A 19,057-nucleotide genomic window follows, 5' to 3' on the forward strand; every position below is an offset into this window, starting at 1 on the left:
GCAATGGGCAGCCGACCGCAAGCAGTTTGGCCAACCGATCGGCAGCTACCAGGGCGTATCGTTCAAGCTCGCCGACATGGCCACGCAGATCCGCGCCGCAGAAATGCTTACCCTGCACACTGCCTGGAAGATGGACCAGGGCAGCATGACCGATGGCGAGGCCGGCATGGCCAAGCTGTTTGCCAGTGAAGTGCTGGGCAAGGTGGCCGATGAAGCCGTGCAGATATTCGGCGGCATGGGCCTGATGGATGAAGGGCCCGTGGAGCGCATCTGGCGCAATGCGCGCATCGAGCGGATCTGGGAGGGCACATCGGAAATCCAGCGGCACATCATCGCCCGCGAACTGCTGCGCCCGCTGCTGCGTTGATCGCCCTGGAGAACCCTTATGTCGCAATCGATTCGTGACAACCTCAAGCGCTTGCTGGCGCCCCGGCACCTGGCGTTCGTTGGCGGGCGCAGCATGGCGCGGGCGCTCAAGCGCTGCGCCGAAGGCGGCTTTGGCGGCGAGCTGTGGCTGGTCAACCCGCAGCATGACAGCCTGGAAGGCATCCCCTGCGTGGCGCGGGTGGCCGACTTGCCCTGCGCCCCGGACGCGGTGTTCATCGCCACCAACCGTGAGCTGACCCTGCAGTGCGTTGCCGAGCTGGCCGCACGCGGGGCCGGTGGCGCCATCTGCTATGCCTCGGGCTTTGCCGAAAGCGGTGAAGAAGGCCGCCAGCTGCAGCAGCGCCTGCTCGATGCCGCTGGCAGCATGGCCTTGCTCGGTCCCAACTGCTACGGCCTGCTTGACTACCTGCACGGCGCCGCCCTGTGGCCGGTGGCCCATGGCGGCAAGCAGGTGGAGAAGGGCGTGGCGATCCTTACCCAGAGCGGCAACTTCGCCTACAACCTGTCCATGAGCGACCGCTCGCTGCCGGTCGCCTACATGGCCTCGGTCGGCAACCAGGCGCAGCTGGGCGTGGCCGAGCTGATGGACGTGCTGCTCGATGACCCCCGTGTGACCGCCATCGGCCTGCACCTGGAAGGCCTGAAGAACGTGCCGGGTTTCGCCCGCGCCGCCCACAAGGCGTTGCTGCAGGGCACGCCGATCATCGCCCTGAAGACCGGGGTGTCGCAGATCGGCGCCGAACTGGCGCTCAGCCATACCAGCTCGCTGTCCGGCTCCGATGCCCTGTACGACAGCCTGTTCCAGCGCCTGGGGGTGATCCGCGTGAGCGGCCCGGTGAGTTTTGTCGAGACCCTCAAGGCTGCCGCCTGCGGGCGTTTGCCTGCCGACGGCGAGCTGATCGCGCTGGCCTGTTCGGGTGGTGATGCCGGCCTGATCGCCGACTATGCCGAGCGCAACCAGCTGAGCCTGCCCAAGCTGGAGCACGCCCAGGTCAGCGCACTGGCCGAGGTGCTGCCGGCCTACGCCAACCTGGTCAACCCGCTGGACTTCACCACTGCCATCTGGGGCGATGCAGCGGCCCTGCAACGCATGCTCGACAGCACTCTCAGCGGGGCGGCCGACGCGGCCATGCTGGTGCTGGACTACCCGGCGGCGTTTACCGGCGAACGCAAGGAATGCGACCTGCTGCTGGCGCTGTACTGCGATGCGCTGGAACGCCACGGCAAGGTCGGTTTCGTCACCTCGGCGTTCCCCGAGCTGTTGCCCGCCTGCGCCCGCCAGCGCCTGCATGCACGGGGTATCGCCGCATTGCAGGGTGTCGAGGATGGCTTGGCGGCCTGGGGCCGCATTGTCGCCTACCAGCGCAACCGCCAGCGCTTGCTGGAGCAGGGCGAGGCCGTACGGCTGCCGCTGTGCCCGCAAGCGCTTGCGGGCGAAAGTCAGCTGCTGGATGAATGGCAATCCAAGCAAGCCTTGCGCGCGTTCGGCCTGCCGGTACCAGCCGGGGTGCTGAGCACCCCCGAGCGCGCTGTGGCAGACGCGGCTCGCGTGGGTTACCCGCTGGCACTGAAGGCAGTCAGCGCCCAGTTGCCGCACAAGACCGAAGCCGGTGCCGTGGCCCTGAACCTGCGCGATGCCGCCGCCCTCGACGCCGCGCTGGTGCAAATGCGCCAGCGTATCGCCGCCTACGCCCCGCAGGTGGCGTTCGACCGGGTATTACTGGAACCCATGGCCGCACCGCCGCTGGCCGAGTTGATCGTCGGCATCAAGCGCGAGCCGGACTTTGCCCTGGCCCTGGTGATCGGTGCCGGCGGCGTGCTGGTGGAACTGCTCAAGGACAGTGTCAACCTGTTGCTGCCCACCACCGACAGCGCCATTCGTGCGGCGCTGCTGAGCCTGCGCAGCGCCAGCCTGCTGCAAGGCTTTCGGGGCCGCTCGGCCGCCGACCTCGATGGGCTGGTGGCGGCCATCCGTGCGGTGGCCGACTACGCCTGCGAAAACGCCGGGCAGCTGCTGGAACTGGATGTGAACCCATTGATGGTGGGTGCCCACGGCACCACCGCGGTCGATGCGCTGATCCGCCTCGGCCAGGCGCAAGGAGAACGACATGAGTGACAACAACCTCACCGCCGGCCAGGCGCTGGTGCGCCTGCTGGCCAACTACGGCGTCGAAACGGTGTTCGGCATCCCCGGGGTGCACACCCTGGAGCTGTACCGCGGCCTGCCCGGCAGTGGCATCCGCCATGTACTGACCCGCCACGAGCAGGGTGCCGGTTTCATGGCCGACGGTTATGCCCGCGTCAGTGGCAAGCCGGGGGTGTGTTTTGTCATCACCGGCCCTGGCGTGACCAACGCCGCCACCGCTATCGGCCAGGCTTATGCCGACTCGATCCCGATGCTGGTGGTTTCCAGCGTCAACCACACCGCCAGCCTGGGCAAGGGCTGGGGCTGCCTGCACGAAACCCAGGACCAGCGCGCCATGACTGCGCCGATCACGGCGTTTTCTGCCGTGGCGCTGCGCGGCGACGACCTGCCCGAGCTGATCGCCCGTGCCTGGGCGGTTTTCGACAGCGAGCGGCCACGCCCGGTGCATATTTCGGTGCCGCTGGACGTGCTGGCGGCGCCGGTCAGCCGCGACTGGAGCGCCGAGGTCGTGCGCCGCCCTGGGCGGGGTCAGCCATGCCGCGAGCTGCTTGACCAGGCCGCGCGCAAGCTGGCAGCCGCCAAGCGGCCGATGATCATCGCCGGCGGTGGTGCATTGCAAGCCGCCGAGCAGTTGCAGCAACTCAGTACCCGGCTGGCGGCGCCGCTGTTCACCAGCGTCGCCGGCAAGGGCCTGCTGCCAGTGGATGCGCCGCTGAATGCCGGGTCGAGCCTGTGCGTGGAGCCCGGTTGGCAGCTGATCAGCCAGGCCGACGTGGTGCTGGCCGTGGGCACCGAAATGGCCGACACCGACTTCTGGCGCGAACGCCTGCCGCTCACTGGCGAACTGCTGCGCGTGGATATCGACCCGCGCAAGTTCAACGACTTCTACCCCTGTGCCATGGCCCTGCACGGCGATGCCCGGCAAACCCTGGCCGGCTTGCTCGAGCAGCTGCCAGACCTCGACCGTGACCCGGCCCAGGCCAGCGCAGCAGTGGCCAACTTGCGCCAGGCCATCCGCAATGGGCATGCGCCGTTGCAGGCCACGCACCAGGCGATTCTCGACCGCATTGCTGCCGTGCTACCCGACAACGCGTTCATCAGCAGCGACATGACGCAGCTGGCCTACACCGGCAACTATGCCTTCGCCAGCCGGGCGCCGCGCAGTTGGCTGCACCCCACCGGCTACGGCACCCTCGGCTACGGCTTGCCGGCCGGCATTGGTGGCATGTTCGCCACAGATCACCGCCCAGGCCTGGTGCTGGTGGGCGACGGTGGTTTCCTCTACACCGCTCAGGAACTCGCTACTGCCGTGGAAGAGCTGGATCGCCCGCTGGTCGTGCTGCTGTGGAACAACGACGCCCTCGGCCAGATCCGCGACGACATGCTCGGCCTGGACATCGAGCCGGTCGGCGTGCTGCCGCGTAACCCGGACTTCATCGGCCTGGCCCGCGCCTTCGGCTGTGCGGTGCGCCAGCCACGCGACCTGGATGCCCTGCAGGCTGACCTCGCCAGTGGCTTTGCCACCCCCGGGGTGACCTTGATCGAACTCAAACATACCTGCGTCTGCTAAGCCGCACACAACGACAATAACAAGAGAACACACCATGCCATTTCGCCGTACCCTTCTGGCCGCCTCCCTGGCCCTGCTGATCACTGGTCAGGCGCCGCTGTACGCTGCACCGCCGCTATCAATGGACAATGGCACCAGCGCCATGACCGTGCAGAACAGCAACGCCTGGGTCGAAGTCAGTGCCAGCGCCTTGCAACACAACATCCGCACCCTGCAGGCCGAGCTGGGCGGCAAGTCCAGATTATGTGCCGTGCTCAAGGCCGATGCTTATGGCCACGGTATCGGCCTGGTGATGCCGTCGATCATCGCCCAGGGAGTACCCTGCGTGGCCGTGGCCAGCAACGAGGAGGCCCGCGTGGTCCGCGCCAGCGGCTTCACCGGGCAACTGGTGCGGGTGCGCCTGGCCAGCCTCGGCGAGCTGGAAGAAGCCTTGCAGTACGACATGGAAGAGCTGGTCGGCAGTGCCGAGTTCGCCCGCCAGGCCGATGCGATCGCCGCGCGGCATGGCAAGATCCTGCGTATCCACATGGCGCTCAACTCCAGCGGCATGAGCCGCAACGAGGTAGAGATGGCGACCTGGTCCGGGCGTGGCGAGGCGCTGCAGATCACCGACCAGAAGCACCTCAAACTGGTCGCGCTGATGACCCACTTTGCCGTCGAAGACAAGGAAGATGTGCGCAAGGGCCTGGCGGCGTTCAACCAACAGACCGACTGGCTGATCAAGCATGCCAGGCTCGACCGCAGCCAGCTGACCCTGCACGCGGCCAACTCGTTCGCTACCCTGGAGGTGCCGGAAGCGCGCCTGGACATGGTCCGCACCGGCGGTGCCCTGTTCGGCGATACCGTGCCGGCGCATACCGAGTACAAGCGCGCGATGCAGTTCAAATCGCACGTGGCCGCCGTGCACAGCTATCCGGCCGGCAACACCGTCGGCTACGACCGCACCCTGACCCTGGCGCGCGATTCGCGCCTGGCCAACATTACCGTCGGCTACTCGGATGGCTACCGCCGTTCATTCACCAACAAAGGCCATGTGCTGATCAACGGCCACCGGGTGCCGGTGGTGGGGAAGGTGTCGATGAACACGTTGATGGTCGATGTCACCGACTTCCCCGACGTGAAAGATGGCAACGAAGCCGTGCTGTTCGGCAAGCAGGCCGGGGGTGAAATTACCCAGGCCGAGATGGAAGAAATCAACGGCGCACTGCTGGCCGACCTGTACACCGTATGGGGCAGTTCCAACCCGAAGATCCTCGTCGACTGAAACCGCCATTTAAGGGAGAGATTGCCATGCGCTACGCCAAGCTTACCCAACGCATTGCCGGCGACGGGGCTGCCGCCTGGGACATCCACTACCGCGCCCTGGCCATGCAGGCCGAGGGCAAGGACATCTTGCTGCTGTCGGTGGGGGACCCGGACTTCGACACTCCGGCGCCGATCGTCGAGGCGGCCGTCGACAGCCTGCGCGCGGGCCATACCCACTACGCCGATGTACGCGGCAAGCTGGCGCTGCGCCAGGCCATCGCCAACCGCCACCGGCAGCGCAGCGGCCAGGCCGTCGATGCCGACCAGGTGACGGTGCTGGCGGGGGCGCAGTGCGCGTTGTACTGCGTGGCCCAATGTGTGCTGGAAGCCGGCGACGAAGTGATCGTCGCCGAACCGATGTACGTGACCTACGAGGCGGTGTTCGGCGCTTGCGGCGCCACGGTGGTGCCGGTGCCGGTCAAGCCGGAGAACGGCTTTCGTGTGTGCCCGCGCGATGTGGCCGAGCGCATTACCCCGCGTACCCGCGCCCTGGCCCTGAACAGCCCGCACAACCCCTCAGGCGCGAGCCTGCCCCGGGCGACCTGGGAGGCTTTGGCCGAATTGTGTATTGCCCATGACCTGTGGTTGATTTCCGACGAGGTCTACAGCGAGCTGCTGTATCAAGGCGAGCACATCAGCTCCGGCAGCTTGCCAGGCATGGCCGAGCGTACCGCCACGCTCAACAGCCTGTCGAAGTCGCATGCCATGACCGGCTGGCGGGTGGGCTGGGTGGTGGGTTCTGCCGAACTGGCCACGCACCTGGAAAACCTCGCCCTGTGCATGCTGTACGGCTCGCCGGACTTTATCCAGGACGCCGCCGTGGTGGCGCTGGAACAGCAACTGCCTGAGCTGGACGCCATGCGCGAGGCCTATCGGCAGCGCCGTGATCTGGTCTGCGAGCAGTTGGCTGGCTGCCCGGGAATCAAAGCCCTGAAACCCGATGGCGGCATGTTCGTGATGGTCGATATCCGCGAAACCGGGCTCAGCGCGCAGGCCTTCGCCGACCGCCTGCTGGGCAGCCAGGGAGTGTCGGTACTCGCTGGCGAGGCCTTCGGCCCGAGCGCCGCCGGGCATATACGCCTGGGCCTGGTACTGGGCACCGAGGCCCTGACCGACGCCTGCCAGCGCATCGCCCGCTGTGCCCGCGAACTGATGCAGGAGCAGGCCCATGCGTGACTACGCGCGGCTGTACATCGATGGCGCCTGGCAAATACCGGCCGGGCAGGGCATGGCCGAGGTGATCGACCCGGCCACTGAACAGGCCATCGGCCGGGTACCGTTGGGCACCGAGGCGGATGTCGAGCGGGCAGTGGCGGCAGCGCGGCGGGCTTTTGATGGCTGGTCGCGCACGCCTTCCGGTGTGCGTGCCGGTTACATCCGGGCGCTGGTCGCGCAGCTGAAAAGCCGCGCGGCGGAAATGGCTGCGGTCATCACCGACGAACTGGGCATGCCGGTGCAGTGGTGCCAGGCGGTGCAGGTGGAGGGGCCGATCGCCGGCCTGGAACAATACGCCGAGCTGGCCGGGCTGATGGATAAAGTGCGCGAAGTCGGCAACTCGCTGGTGTACCGCGAGGCGGTTGGCGTGTGCGCGTTCATCAACCCGTGGAACTACCCGCTGCACCAGCTGATCGGCAAGCTGGCGCCGGCCTTGGCTGCCGGTTGCACGGTGGTGGTCAAGCCCAGCCAGGAGACACCGCTGCATGCGTTTGTGCTGGCCGAGATGGTCGAGGCCATCGGCCTGCCGGCCGGGGTGTTCAACCTGGTCAGCGGCCCGGGGGCCAAGGTCGGCGAGGCGCTGGCCCGGCACCCGCAGGTGGACATGGTGTCGTTCACCGGGTCCACCGGCGCCGGGGTGCGGGTGGCCCAGGCGGCCGCGCCGTCGGTTAAACGGGTGTGCCTGGAGCTGGGCGGCAAGTCGCCGTTTCTGATTACCGCCGATGCGGACCTGCACGCTGCGGTGCGCCATGGGGTGCAGGACGTGATGATCAACTCGGGGCAGACCTGCACCGCCCTGACGCGCATGCTGCTGCCGGTCAGCCGCTATGCAGAAGCGCTGGAAATCGCCGAGGCCGAGACTCGCGCGCTGCTGATGGGCGACCCGCGTGACCCGGCCAGCTTTCTCGGGCCGATGTGCTCCGCCGGCCAGCGGCGCACGGTGCTCGACTATATCCGCCTGGGCCAGGAGGAGGGCGCACGCTTGCTGTGCGGTGGTGCCAGCGCCGGGTTCGAGCGCGGGTTCTACGTGGCACCGACGTTGTTCGCCGATGTCGACAACCGTATGCGCATCGCCCAAGAGGAAATCTTCGGCCCGGTGCTGTGCCTCATTCCCTATGCCGACGAGCGCCAGGCGCTGGCCTTGGCCAATGACTCGCCGTTCGGCTTGTCCAGCGCCGTGTGGGCCGGCAGCCGCGAGCACGGACTGGCTCTGGCCCGGCAGATCCGGGCCGGGCAGTGCTTCATCAACGGTGGCGGGTTCAACTACCAGGCGCCGTTCGGTGGCTACAAGCAATCGGGCAACGGCCGTGAGTGGGGCGAGGAAGGCCTGGCGGAGTTTGTCGAGGTCAAGGCGGTGCAGTGCTGAACCGCAGCTGCAAGACACCCTGTTTCGTGTAAGGAGAATATTTGTGAATGTACTGATCGTCCACGCTCACCCCGAGCCGCAATCGTTCACCGCTGCCCTGCGTGACCAGGCCGTGGATACCTTCCGCGCCCAGGGCCATCAGGTGCAGGTCAGCGACCTGTACGCCATGGGCTGGAACCCGGTGGCCAGCGCTGATGACTTTACCCAGCGCGAGAACCCCGAATACCTGGTGTATGCGCTGGAGCAGCGCCAGGGCGTGAAGCGCGGCGCCATTGCCGAGGATATCCAGCAGGAGTTGGACAAGCTGTTGTGGGCGGATCTGCTGGTGCTGAATTTCCCGATTTTCTGGTTCTCGGCACCGGCCATGCTCAAGGGCTGGATCGACCGGGTGCTGGTGTCGGGGGTGTGTTACGGCGGCAAGCGCTTCTACGACCAGGGCGGCCTGGCGGGCAAGAAGGCGCTGGTGAGCGTGACCCTGGGCGGCCGTGAGCACATGTTTGGCGAAGGGGCGATCCACGGGCCGTTGGAAGACATGCTGCGGCCGATATTGCGCGGCACGCTGGCCTATGTCGGCTTCGATGTGCTGCCGCCGTTCGTGGCCTGGCATGTGCCGTACATCAGCGAGCAAGCGCGGCAGGGCTTTTTGCAGCAGTACCGGCAGCGTCTGGAGCAGCTGTCGGACGACCAGCCGCTGGTGTTTCCGCGGCTGGCGCAGTTCGACGAGGCGCTTTACCCACTGGTGTGATTTCCTGCTCTGGCCCTATCGCCGGCAAGCCAGCTCCCACAAGCCCTATGCAGGCCCTGTAGGAGCTGGCTTGCCGGCGATAGGGCCAGTGGCCTTGATCCAAAATTCACCTGCCAGAAAACGACCACCCACACATTCGGGGTATGTCCCGCTGCGGCAAATCCCTCGATAGTGCACCCATCGGCTCGATCCGGAGCACTCACACGATGGAGTTGCCATGCGCAAGGTACTGAAGGTGATTGGCGGTCTGCTGCTGGTGTCTGGCGCCAGCCTGGCCCAGGCGGCAGAGGTGGACAACGGTAATACGCTGCGGCTGTACAACTGGACCGACTACATCGGCGAAACCACCCTGGCCGACTTCGAGAAGGCCACCGGCATCAAGGTTATCTACGACACCTTCGACGGCTACGAAACGGTGCAGACCAAACTGCTTACCGGCCGCTCCGGCTATGACCTGGTCATGCTCAACGCCTCGCTGGTGCCACCGCTGATCAGCGCTGGCGTATTCCAGGCACTGGACAAGCAGCAACTGCCCAGCTGGCACAACCTGGATGAGCAGGTGGTAAGCAACCTGCAAGGCTACGACCCTGGCCTGAAATACTCGGCGCCCTACACCTGGGGCAGTTCGGGGGTGACCTACAACGTCGACAAGATCACCGCACGCATGCCCGATGCCCCCATCGGCTCGCTGGCCATGCTGTTCGATCCCAAGATCGTTTCACGCTTTGCCGACTGCGGCGTCACCTTGATGGATGCGCCCACCGAAGTCATCCCGCTGGCCCTGCAATACCTCGGCAAGGATCCGCGCAGCGCCTCGCCGGCAGACCTCAAGGCAGCCGAAAAGCTGCTGCTGGGCATCCGCCCATACATTCGCAAGTTCGACTCGGTCAACTACCTCACCAGCCTGCCCAATGGCGACGTCTGCCTGGCGCTGACCTGGTCCGGCGACTATGCCACCGCCCAGGCCCGCGCCGTGGAAGCGAAGAAGGATATCAAGCTGTCGTTCTTCATCCCCCAGGAAGGCTCGCTGATCTGGTTCGACAACCTGTACATCCCCAAGGATGCACCCCACGCGGCCAACGCCCACCGTTTCATCGAATTCCTGCTGCAACCGCAGACCATGGCCAAGGTCACCGACTACATCCACTACGCCAACAGCAACGCCGCCGCCACCGCGCTGGTGCGTGACGAGATCCGCCAGGACCCGGCCATCTACCCCGACGCACCCACTCGCGAGCGGCTGTTCGCACAGAAAACCCAGAGCCCCAAGGACATGCGTGCCATCACCCGGGTCTGGAGCACGGTCAAGACCGGTTTCTGAACACTGCCCAACGATTCCCGCCAAGGAGCTGCCCATGGCCACCCCAAGCAAAGCATTGAACATTGCCCACGACCCGCTGGTGGAAGCCGACAAGGCCCACTACATGCACGGCTACCACGTGTTCGACGAGCACCGCGAACAAGGCGCGCTGAACATCGTTGCTGGCGAGGGCGCCTACATCCGCGACGCCCACGGCAACCGCTTCCTTGATGCCGTGGGCGGCATGTGGTGCACCAACATCGGCCTGGGTCGCGAGGAAATGGCCCTGGCCATCGCCGACCAGGTGCGTCAGCTGGCCTATGCCAACCCGTTCTCGGACATGGCCAACGACGTCGCCATCGAGCTGTGCCAGAAACTTGCCCAGCTGGCCCCCGGTGACCTTGACCATGTGTTCCTCACCACCGGCGGCTCGACCGCGGTCGACACCGCCTACCGGCTGATCCAGTACTACCAGAACTGCCGCGGCAAACCGCACAAGAAGCACATCATCGCCCGCTACAACGCCTACCACGGCTCCACCACCCTGACCATGTCGATCGGCAACAAGGCCGCCGACCGGGTGGCGGAATTCGACTATCATCACGACCTGATCCACCACGTCTCCAACCCCAACCCGTACCGCGCCCCGCACGACATGGACGAGGCCGAGTTTCTCGACTTTCTGGTGGCCGAGTTCGAGGACAAGATCCTGTCGCTGGGCGCCGATAACGTGGCAGCGTTCTTCGCCGAACCGATCATGGGCTCGGGCGGGGTGATCATTCCGCCCCAGGGCTACTTCCTGCGCATGTGGCAGCTGTGCCAGACCTACGACATCCTGTTTGTCGCCGACGAGGTGGTGACCTCGTTCGGGCGCCTGGGCACGTTTTTCGCCAGCGAGGAACTGTTCGGCGTCACCCCCGACATCATCACCACCGCCAAGGGCCTGACCTCCGCTTACCTGCCGCTGGGCGCGTGCATTTTCTCTGCGCGGATCTGGCAGGTGATCGCCGAACCGGGCAAGGGTCGCTGCTTCACGCATGGTTTCACCTACAGTGGCCACCCGGTGTGCTGCACGGCGGCGCTGAAAAACATCGAGATCATCGAGCGCGAGCAATTGCTCGATCACGTCAAGGATGTTGGCGGATACCTCGAACAACGCCTGCAGAGCCTGCGCGAGCTGCCGCTGGTGGGCGATGTGCGCTGCATGAAGCTGATGGCCTGCGTCGAATTCGTCGCCGACAAGGCCAGCAAGGCGCTGTTCGCCGATGATGTGAACATCGGCGAACGCATTCACAGCAAGGCCCAGGCCAGAGGACTGCTGGTGCGCCCGATCATGCACCTGAACGTGATGTCGCCGCCGTTGATCATCACCCATGCGCAGGTGGACGAGATCGTCGACACCCTGCGCCAGTGCATCATCGAAACCGCGCGCGAACTCACCGCGCTTGGCCTGTACAAGGGCCGATGAACCTGGCGCACAGGGCTGTGCGCGGGCGTGCCTGGCAGGCTAGACTGCCGGGCATGACCCAGGCCACCCCCGACACCCCGCTTACCCTCACCCTGGGCGCGCTGCAGCAATGGCATGCGGCATTGCAGCGCGCGCTGGCACACAGCGAAACGCCCGATGCGCTGGCGCATGTGGCTGCGGCCATCGGCCAGCTGGTGCAGGTCGAGTCGATGATGATCAGCCTGGAATGCCAGGGGCGGGCGCCGCAGTTGCTGTACCAGCAAGGCATCCCCGAACTGCACCGCGCCGCCGTGCTGGAGCGCTACTTCAGCGCCGGTTACCTGCTCGACCCGTTCTGCCTGGCGGTGCAAAGCGGCCTGGCCGAGGGTTTCTACCACCTGCAGGAAATCGCCCCCGACAACTTTTTCGACAGCGACTACTACAAGGCCTATTACCTGGGCACCGGCTGCAGCGAAGACAGTTACTACATTGTCGACGTCAGTGCCGGGCGCAAATTATCGCTGAGCCTGTTCCAGGGGTGCAGCGGCACACCCCTCGGTGCAGCGCAGATCGACCTGCTGCGAGCGGTTGAGCCGATGGTACGCGAGCTGCTGGGGCGCTATGCCCGGCATAACCTGGCAGCCGGCAACCCATCGGTCGAGCGCGGCAGCCTGCAGGCCGCGTTCGACAGCTTCGGCTGCCAGGTGCTGACCGACCGCGAGCGCGAGGTGGCGCACATGATCTTGCGCGGGCACTCGGTGAAGTCCACGGCGCTGCAACTGGGTATCTCGCCGGAGACGGTGCGCATGCACCGCAAGAACCTGTACCTGAAGCTGGAGATCAACTCGCAGTCGGAGTTGTTTGCGCGGTTTATCGACTGGTTGCGCGGCGATCACCTCGCAACCTAGAGGCTGATACGTTCATTTCAGGTACAACTCAGGCCCTGTAGGAGCGCGTTCACCCGTGAGCAGACCGTTACGGGCGGCACAGCATGCGCGGGCAAACCCGCGCCTGCATCGAGTGCGTGGAGCAGACCTCAAGCCACATCCACCAGCACTATCTCGCTATCCTCGATGGCGGTTACCCGCAGTACCTCCTCCTGCTCGATCGCCACACCATCGCGTGCCTTGGCCCGCAGCCCGTTTATTTCCACCAGCCCCTTGGCTGGCACCAGGTAACCCCGGCGTGCAGCATCGAAGCGATACTCGGCGGTTTCACCGGCACGCAAGGTGGCGGCCACCAGGCGCGCATCGGTGCGAATCTGCAGGCTGTCCTCGTCACCGGCACGGCCGCTGGCCAGGGTGACGAAGCCTTCGCCTCGCTCGCCTTTGGGGAACGGCCGGCTACCCCAGATCGGTGCATCACCGGTGCGCTCCGGCACGATCCAGATCTGGAAAATGCGGGTGTCGATGTCTTCCAGGTTGTACTCGCTGTGCACGATGCCGCTACCGGCGCTCATTACCTGCACGTCACCGGCTTCGGTACGGCCTTTGTTGCCCAGGCTGTCCTGGTGAGTGATCGCGCCTTCACGCACATAGGTGATGATTTCCATGTCGCGGTGCGGGTGCGGCGGGAAACCGCTGCCGGCGGCAATCAGGTCGTCGTTCCACACCCGCAGGTTGCCCCAGTGCATGCGCGCCGGGTCGTAGTACTCGGCAAACGAGAAATGGTGGTGGGCATCGAGCCAGCCGTGGTTGGCGTGGCCGAGGCTTTCGAACGGTCGCAGTTGCAGCATGGTCGTGCTCCTTGAATCAGTGGAATGACGCCATGATGCGTGAAATAAACATCGAAAATAAGCGTAAATATCGACTGAAAATGATCAGATCTATCGATTGTTTTTGCCGCGCGTTTTATCCGCTTCATCGCCTAATCCACTGATCTGCAAGCATTCGCTGGCGATTTTTGACCGATGCGGCGAACATGCCCGCTGATTTTGTTTTTTCAACGGAGTGACCGTGGCCCACGAGCAACCCCTGGCCCCCGCCGACCTTGCCCCTCCCGCCCAATTGCCCTGGCTTCGCCGCCTGGCCGCGCGCTTGTTGGGACGTGGACTGACCCGCCTGCAGGCGCAGCACCGCGACTCCTGGTTCCTGGGCCATGCCACCGGTCAGCGCAGTGGCCACGCCGATGGCGTGCACGAAGGCTTCGAGCGCGGGCGCCTGGAGGGTTATGAAGCCGGGCGCCAGGTGCTGGTGATCCGCGATACCCGCCCCGATGTCGCCGCGGTACCCGGCCAGGACGACAACCTCTTCGACGACTGGCGCCTGCCGTTGACTGCCGAACTGAAGAAGCGCTTCAAGGCTGATGTCGCCCAGCGCCTGCCGGCCGAGGCGCAACCCAGTGCGGCGCAATGGAAGCTGATTTTCAGCGACACGCCGTCCACCTGCGTGGTGGCCGGCGCCGGGGCCGGCAAGTCGACTTCGCTGGTATTGCGCATCCTGCTGTTACGCCATTACCTGGGCTACGAGCTGGATGCGATGACCGTGGTCACCTTCACCCGCGAGTCGCGCAAGGACTTCATCAAGCGCCTGTTGCAGGTGTTCGCCCTGTGGCAGATCAACGTACAGCCGGTACAGGCCCGCGAGCTGGTGCGCACCTTCCATTCGCGCATCCTGCCGCTGGTGCGCAGCCTGCCTGGCTTTGGCCAGGTGCGGGCGTTCGAGACGCTGGGCAACGAGATGCCTGCCGGGCGCGAAGCCGAGGCCGACAGCAACCCGTTCGACCTGCGCCTGAACGATGCCCAGCGCCAGCAGCTCAACCAGTGCTACAGCAGCCTGCTGGGCGAAAGCCCGCGCTTCGCCGAGCTGGTCGGCCTGTTGCGCGGCGAGGCATTGCAGCTCAAGCCGCTGGACCCCAACAACCCCGACGTGCAGAAGCGCGCGCAGGTGACCCAGTTGGCTGCCCAGCGCGACGAAGAACTGTGCGACGTCATCGAAGACCTGTGGTTTGCCGCTGGCGCCTGGCCGATCAAGGGCATCGAGCCCAGCCGCGAAACGGTCGAGATCCGTGGCAGCCGCTTCCATGTGCATGGCCGGCTGGCCGGGGACGGGCCCCTGGTGGTGCTGGGCTTCGACCCGGCGGAGAGCGCGCAGTACCAGCGCCCTGGCGCCAAGCTTGCGGTGCGCGCCGAATGGGCCGTCAAGCGCACCTTGCTGCAGGCGTTCTGCGACCGGCCGCTGATCTGGCTCGACAACTACGCCATGGCCCGGCGCCTGGCAGCTTCCCTGGCTGGCGATGCCGTGGCAGGCCCTGGCTTCGAGTACAAGGTCAAGGGCGAGCTGGCCCCTGCGCCACTGCTCGATGCATTTGTCGGCGCGGCCAACTTCATCGAAAACCTCGGCCTGGACGTGAACACAGCCGTGGCGGCAATGAGCTTTCCGTCCGGCGACAGCGATGCGCTGTTCTTCGAAGCCCTGGCCTTGTACTGGAAAGCGCTGGAAGGGCACCTGCTGGACCAGTCGCCGCCGGTGATGAGCTACAACCGCATGTTCGCCCTGTTCGGCGAGAACAACCCGGAAAACCTGCACCTGCTTCCCGACCCGTTGCTGCGCCCGCTCGCGCACCTGATGATCGACGAGTTTCAGGACGTCTCGCCGCAGATCGTCAGCTGGCTGCGCGCCAGCCTCGCCGAAATCCGTCGGCGTGGCCCGGCGATGCACACCGGTCGACATGCCCAGCATTCGTCGCTGCTGTGCGTGGGCGACGACTGGCAGTCGATCTATGGCTGGCGCGGCAGTTCGCCCAAGTACTTCATGGAGTTCACCAAGGCGTTCCCGTCACCGGCCAACACGCGGGTGATGATGGTCGAGAACTACCGTTGCCAGCAGCAAGTGATTGATGCGGCCGAGCATCTGGTCAAGGGCACGCCGGCGATCACCGGCAAGAAAGCCCGGGCCAGTGGCCCGGCGGCAGAACTGCCAGGCTCGCCGGTGAAGGTGTTCGACCGTGACGAGGCCGCCCTGGGTGAAACACTGCTGGAGCATTACCAGCGTGGCGAGACAGTGATGATGCTGTACCGCAAGGGCAGCGACAGGGCGCTGATGAACGATCACCTGCAAGGAGTGTTGAATGCCGAGGCGGCATTGCCGGTCGAACAGCGCCGACTGCGTCAACTGACTTACCACAGCGCCAAGGGGTTGCAGGCCGATGCGGTGTTCATGCTGGGCGACTGCCAGTACCTGACCAGCTCGCCCTACAAGAACCAGGTGTACCGCCAGGCCGGGCTGGGCAAGCCTGGAGATGCGCAGCCGTTCGACACGGCGCAGAAGGACGAGGTGCAGCGCCTGGCCTATGTGGCGGTGACGCGGGCGGTCAGGCAGTGCTACTGGCACGTCGAGGCTGGCAACGGCGAGGCGGCCGCCGCACCTCGTGCGTCGAGCCAGGTGGATGGCCGGCAGGCCTTCTTCGAAGACTTGCGCGGCCAGTGAGGCTCAGTCCCGGTCGTTAGGGTCCTGCTGGGCCGTCAGGCGCTGGTACAGAGCGTCTTCCTCCGCCTGGCGGCCGTCGACCAGCTTGTCGAGCGCAGCCTTGTATCGACGGCTGTCAAGGTCCACGCGTGGCAGGCTGCCGGTTTCGTCCGGCATGGCCTCGGGGAGCACGCTGTTGAGCACCGCGAGTACCGGCTCATCCAACGTCGTTACCGCTTCGCTTTCAGGATCGAGGCAGTACTGCAGATAGTCCATGCCCCGGTACCACGGCTCATCCAGCGAGGCGAAGCGTTGGCTGAAGCGCTGCCTGATGAAGCGTCGCCAGCCTGGCTGCGCGCCTATCCAGGTTCGGCGTGCGGCTGCGTCGTCGTCCAGCGCTTCCACTGCCGCTTCGACATTGTCGACTGTGGCGTCGGAGATTTGTGCGTGCGTGAAGTACAGCATGTCCTGGCTGGGCTCTGGAAACTCGAGGCGTTGCGCGAGTGCCTGGCGCAACGCCAGGCGGATCTCGATGTCGTCCAGGCCGCCCTGCTGCAGTTGATCATGGGTGAAGTCGTCCAGCGGGTCCGGAATGAACTCGGGACGAACTGCTGGCCTTGTTGCCACAGGTGCGCTTTCCCACTGGGAAATTGCGTTGGCCTGCTCCAGGCGCGCAAGGTAGATACGTGCTGCCAGGGCATTGACTTGATCGCGACGGAATAGCTGGCGATAGAACTGGAACAGGCGTGGCCCCTGGATCTCTGTTTGCTGAATTTCCTCGTGGACCAGCACCTCGACCTGCAAGGCGCTGAACCCGTCAGCGCCGGCGTCGCCACAGGTGGCAGGAAAGTCCCCGGCACGCTCGTTCAAGCGTTCGAGTAGCGCGTGATCCTCGCCGGCCGCTTGCAGCAGCTGCCATACCTGAGCTGTCAGCACTTGCGGGTTGTGCTGGGCTTGGGCAGAGATCCCGACACGTGCGATCACCTCACGTAGCGACGGGTTGGCACCGTTTTCGAACAGGCCATCCCACAATGCCTGCTGCGCCGCGGATGCACCGGCAAGCCAGTTCACAGCATCGTCGGGCGCAGCGAAAGCACTGTGCTCCAGCACCGCTACACCGCTGGTTTGCAACGGGTGCGCTGTTTCAGGTACCAGGTCGTTGAAGTGGAAACCCCATTCGTGATCCAGGTGGGTCAGCAGGTTTTGGGTGTAGGCGCTGTCGAGGATCTGGGGCAGCTCAGGCAGGTCATGGATATTGTTGTTGCTGAGTTCAAGGGCGCGCAAGGCGTAGTCGTCACGGTTCATGAGTGCAGTGAGGTCAGCGGGCCAGGCACTCAGGTTGCACTCGGTCAGCGTGAGGGTGCGCAGACGATGCAGGTTGCTCAGCCGCGGGGGAATCGTGAGCGGGTTGTAGGAAAGGTCCAGCCCGAGCAGATGCTGCATCTGGTCGAAACGGGCCGACATTGTAGCGTCCAATGTAATGTTGTTGTCGCTGAGGTTCAGTTCTTGCAGGGGCAGGCGCGTCAATACCTGCAAGTCGGCGTCGGTGATCGCCAGTTGGGTGCCCCTGAAGGAAAGTGAGCTCAGCAGCGTCAGCCTGCCCAGTGCCTGATGTGCGGTCGCGCCCAGTTCGCCCAGCGGGCTGCCGGTCACCAGCAGCCGCCGTAACCGTGGCGCGCCCAGCAACGCGGTGAAGACTGCATCGCCCGGCAGGTTGGGGTTGCCTGCCACATGCAGGCTTTCCAATCGTGGAAATGCCGCGAAAAAGCCGGAGGGGAGTGAACGTAACCCAAGGTCCTCGATAACCAGGGTGTGGATGTGGTCGAACGTTGCCAGCGGCTGGGGCAGGTCTTGCAGTGCAAGGCCGCCCAGTATCAGCATGTTGCCGCCTTCGCGCCGGGATGCATGGCGCATGACCGTGCCGAAGGCTTCGCGGTTCTCACGCTCCACGCCGTGGGCTGCTGCAGCCCACTCCTGAAGGTTCTGCTCCTGGCTTTGCCGTTGGCGTTGCAGCTGGCCAAGTTGTTCGCTGACATTGCCACGCTGGCGTAACTCGCCGAGCAACGCGCGGCGCTGTTCGCCGGTCAGCGCGGGATAGAATTCTTGCAGGCGGCGCTCTTCGCTGCTCCTGCCGCCACGTCTGATCCATTCACGCCAGTTGCCCCGCCCGCTAAGGGGATACCCCAAGCGGCCATCGGCAAGGCGCAAGGGCGAACGATAGCCCGGGCGTACCGGTTGCTGGCCAATCAGTCGCCCGGCATGGGAACGGTCGGCGAGTGCAGTTTCCAGCAATGACATTGGGCTGGCGCCAGGGTTCTCTGCCTGCAGCGCTGCAGTCAAGCGCTCGCTGTCGGCATTGGCCAGGCCTTCGCGGTACATGCCCAGCATGGCGCGGTCCAGGCGCAGGTGGGCCTGGTGCCTGCGTGCTTCTTCGGCGATACGTAACGGCACGCGGCCACCCAGCATACGCGTCCGTTCTGCTGCGCTTGCCCGGCTGACGATAGCGTTCAACATCTGGTTCGGCAGGCTGGAAAACTGACGGTGCAATGCCTGTGCAGCTTCCTGCAGCGCGGGCTGCCTGCTTTGATACAGTGCCTGGAACAAAGCACCACGCCTTGCCTCGAGGTGTTCGGCGAGTTGCGCATCAAGAGCACCGGCGCGGGAGAATGGCAGATAGTTGCCGCGCAGTAGCGTGCTGGCGGCCTGATCGTCCATCTGTTGCAGCACGGTCTGGCTCAACCTGCCGAGTTCGAGGTCGCTTCGGGTCACCTCTATCACCACGGTCGAGGCCTGACTGGCTTTGCCGTAGGTTACCGATTTACCCCAGGGTTCCGGCCCATCGAACACTTTCAGCACATGGTCGGCGGGCCATCCCTGGAGTTCGACCAGGCTGTTCAGCGCATACTGTTTGTTTGTTGGCACTGATAATCCGTGGCGTATGCGGGTGATCAGATTACCCGCCTCCTGGTCGATGACCAGCCGCTCGATGGCGTCGACCAACAGCGGTGGCACGCCGTCTTCATTGATATGGGCGTGACGCAGCTGCGCTTCATCGAAACCAGTGCAACGTAGCGCCTTATCCAGTTCGAGGTCACTCAGGGCTTCTGCGTTGGGCCCGATACGCCGAAGCAGCTCCGCCCGATCCCAATCCAGAGGGTGCTCACCGATAG

Annotated in this window: 13 protein-coding genes; 11 read left to right on the forward strand and 2 right to left on the reverse strand. The window is 65.2% G+C overall.

The window, feature by feature from the left end; genetic code table 11:
* From HP547_RS02425 to HP547_RS02470, 10 genes are all read left to right on the forward strand, one after another.
* Positions 1-367: acyl-CoA dehydrogenase family protein (locus HP547_RS02425; protein ID WP_256676237.1), on the forward strand; the 367-nt coding region annotated here is incomplete at its 5' end.
* 18 nt (positions 368-385) lie between these two features.
* Entirely contained in the window at positions 386-2,503 is a 2,118-nt protein-coding gene (locus HP547_RS02430) for an acetate--CoA ligase family protein (RefSeq protein ID WP_172285404.1), read from the forward strand.
* Positions 2,496-4,103, forward strand: a complete 1,608-nt coding sequence (locus HP547_RS02435; RefSeq protein ID WP_172285405.1) for a 5-guanidino-2-oxopentanoate decarboxylase — start codon at positions 2,496-2,498, stop codon at positions 4,101-4,103. Before HP547_RS02430 ends, HP547_RS02435 begins: the two co-directional genes overlap by 8 nt.
* A gap of 34 nt (positions 4,104-4,137) precedes the next feature.
* Complete coding sequence (gene alr / locus HP547_RS02440) at positions 4,138-5,367, forward strand: alanine racemase (protein ID WP_172285406.1); 1,230 nt, start codon at positions 4,138-4,140, stop codon at positions 5,365-5,367.
* Positions 5,368-5,393: 26 nt separating this feature from the next.
* Positions 5,394-6,584, forward strand: a complete 1,191-nt coding sequence (locus tag HP547_RS02445; protein WP_172285407.1) for a pyridoxal phosphate-dependent aminotransferase — start codon at positions 5,394-5,396, stop codon at positions 6,582-6,584.
* Positions 6,577-7,989 carry an aldehyde dehydrogenase family protein gene (locus tag HP547_RS02450; protein WP_172285408.1) on the forward strand — a complete coding sequence of 471 codons (1,413 nt, stop codon included), beginning with the start codon at positions 6,577-6,579 and terminating at the stop codon, positions 7,987-7,989. Before HP547_RS02445 ends, HP547_RS02450 begins: the two co-directional genes overlap by 8 nt.
* A 43-nt stretch (positions 7,990-8,032) precedes the next feature.
* The gene (locus tag HP547_RS02455; RefSeq protein ID WP_172285409.1) at positions 8,033-8,734 is read left to right on the forward strand and encodes an NAD(P)H-dependent oxidoreductase; all 702 of its coding nucleotides are present in this window, start codon (positions 8,033-8,035) and stop codon (positions 8,732-8,734) included.
* Positions 8,735-8,951: 217 nt separating this feature from the next.
* A complete protein-coding gene (locus tag HP547_RS02460) occupies positions 8,952-10,055 on the forward strand; it encodes a polyamine ABC transporter substrate-binding protein (RefSeq protein ID WP_172285410.1) in 1,104 nt (367 codons plus the stop codon).
* Between the two features lie 34 nt (positions 10,056-10,089).
* Positions 10,090-11,502, forward strand: a complete 1,413-nt coding sequence (locus HP547_RS02465) for an aminotransferase (protein WP_172218820.1) — start codon at positions 10,090-10,092, stop codon at positions 11,500-11,502.
* A 53-nt stretch (positions 11,503-11,555) separates the two neighbouring features.
* On the forward strand, positions 11,556-12,389 hold the full coding sequence (locus tag HP547_RS02470; RefSeq protein WP_256676238.1) for a helix-turn-helix transcriptional regulator: 834 nt from the start codon (positions 11,556-11,558) through the stop codon (positions 12,387-12,389).
* Positions 12,390-12,517: 128 nt separating this feature from the next.
* On the opposite strand, the gene HP547_RS02475 is transcribed toward HP547_RS02470, so the two are convergent.
* A complete protein-coding gene (locus HP547_RS02475) occupies positions 12,518-13,216 on the reverse strand; it encodes a pirin family protein (RefSeq protein ID WP_172285412.1) in 699 nt (232 codons plus the stop codon).
* 220 nt (positions 13,217-13,436) lie between these two features.
* On the opposite strand from HP547_RS02475, the gene HP547_RS02480 reads away from it, so the two are divergent.
* Complete coding sequence (locus tag HP547_RS02480; protein WP_172285413.1) at positions 13,437-15,908, forward strand: UvrD-helicase domain-containing protein; 2,472 nt, start codon at positions 13,437-13,439, stop codon at positions 15,906-15,908.
* Positions 15,909-15,911: 3 nt separating this feature from the next.
* Here the strand turns inward: HP547_RS02480 and HP547_RS02485 are convergent.
* On the reverse strand, positions 15,912-19,057 hold a 3,146-nt coding region (locus HP547_RS02485), incomplete at its 5' end, for an NEL-type E3 ubiquitin ligase domain-containing protein (RefSeq protein ID WP_306139653.1).

The sequence above is a fragment of the Pseudomonas sp. CM27 genome (genome assembly GCF_013179515.1).
GTDB lineage: Bacteria > Pseudomonadota > Gammaproteobacteria > Pseudomonadales > Pseudomonadaceae > Aquipseudomonas.

Excerpts from the sequence above, each read along its gene's own strand:
- HP547_RS02450 (WP_172285408.1), top strand. The coding sequence starts at position 6,577 with ATGCGTGACTACGCGCGGCTGTACATCGATGGCGCCTGGCAAATACCG.
- alr (WP_172285406.1), top strand. The coding sequence starts at position 4,138 with ATGCCATTTCGCCGTACCCTTCTGGCCGCCTCCCTGGCCCTGCTGATC.
- HP547_RS02445 (WP_172285407.1), top strand. The coding sequence starts at position 5,394 with ATGCGCTACGCCAAGCTTACCCAACGCATTGCCGGCGACGGGGCTGCC.
- HP547_RS02470 (WP_256676238.1), top strand. The coding sequence starts at position 11,556 with ATGACCCAGGCCACCCCCGACACCCCGCTTACCCTCACCCTGGGCGCG.
- HP547_RS02475 (WP_172285412.1), bottom strand. The coding sequence starts at position 13,216 with ATGCTGCAACTGCGACCGTTCGAAAGCCTCGGCCACGCCAACCACGGC.
- HP547_RS02435 (WP_172285405.1), top strand. The coding sequence starts at position 2,496 with ATGAGTGACAACAACCTCACCGCCGGCCAGGCGCTGGTGCGCCTGCTG.
- HP547_RS02460 (WP_172285410.1), top strand. The coding sequence starts at position 8,952 with ATGCGCAAGGTACTGAAGGTGATTGGCGGTCTGCTGCTGGTGTCTGGC.
- HP547_RS02430 (WP_172285404.1), top strand. The coding sequence starts at position 386 with ATGTCGCAATCGATTCGTGACAACCTCAAGCGCTTGCTGGCGCCCCGG.
- HP547_RS02465 (WP_172218820.1), top strand. The coding sequence starts at position 10,090 with ATGGCCACCCCAAGCAAAGCATTGAACATTGCCCACGACCCGCTGGTG.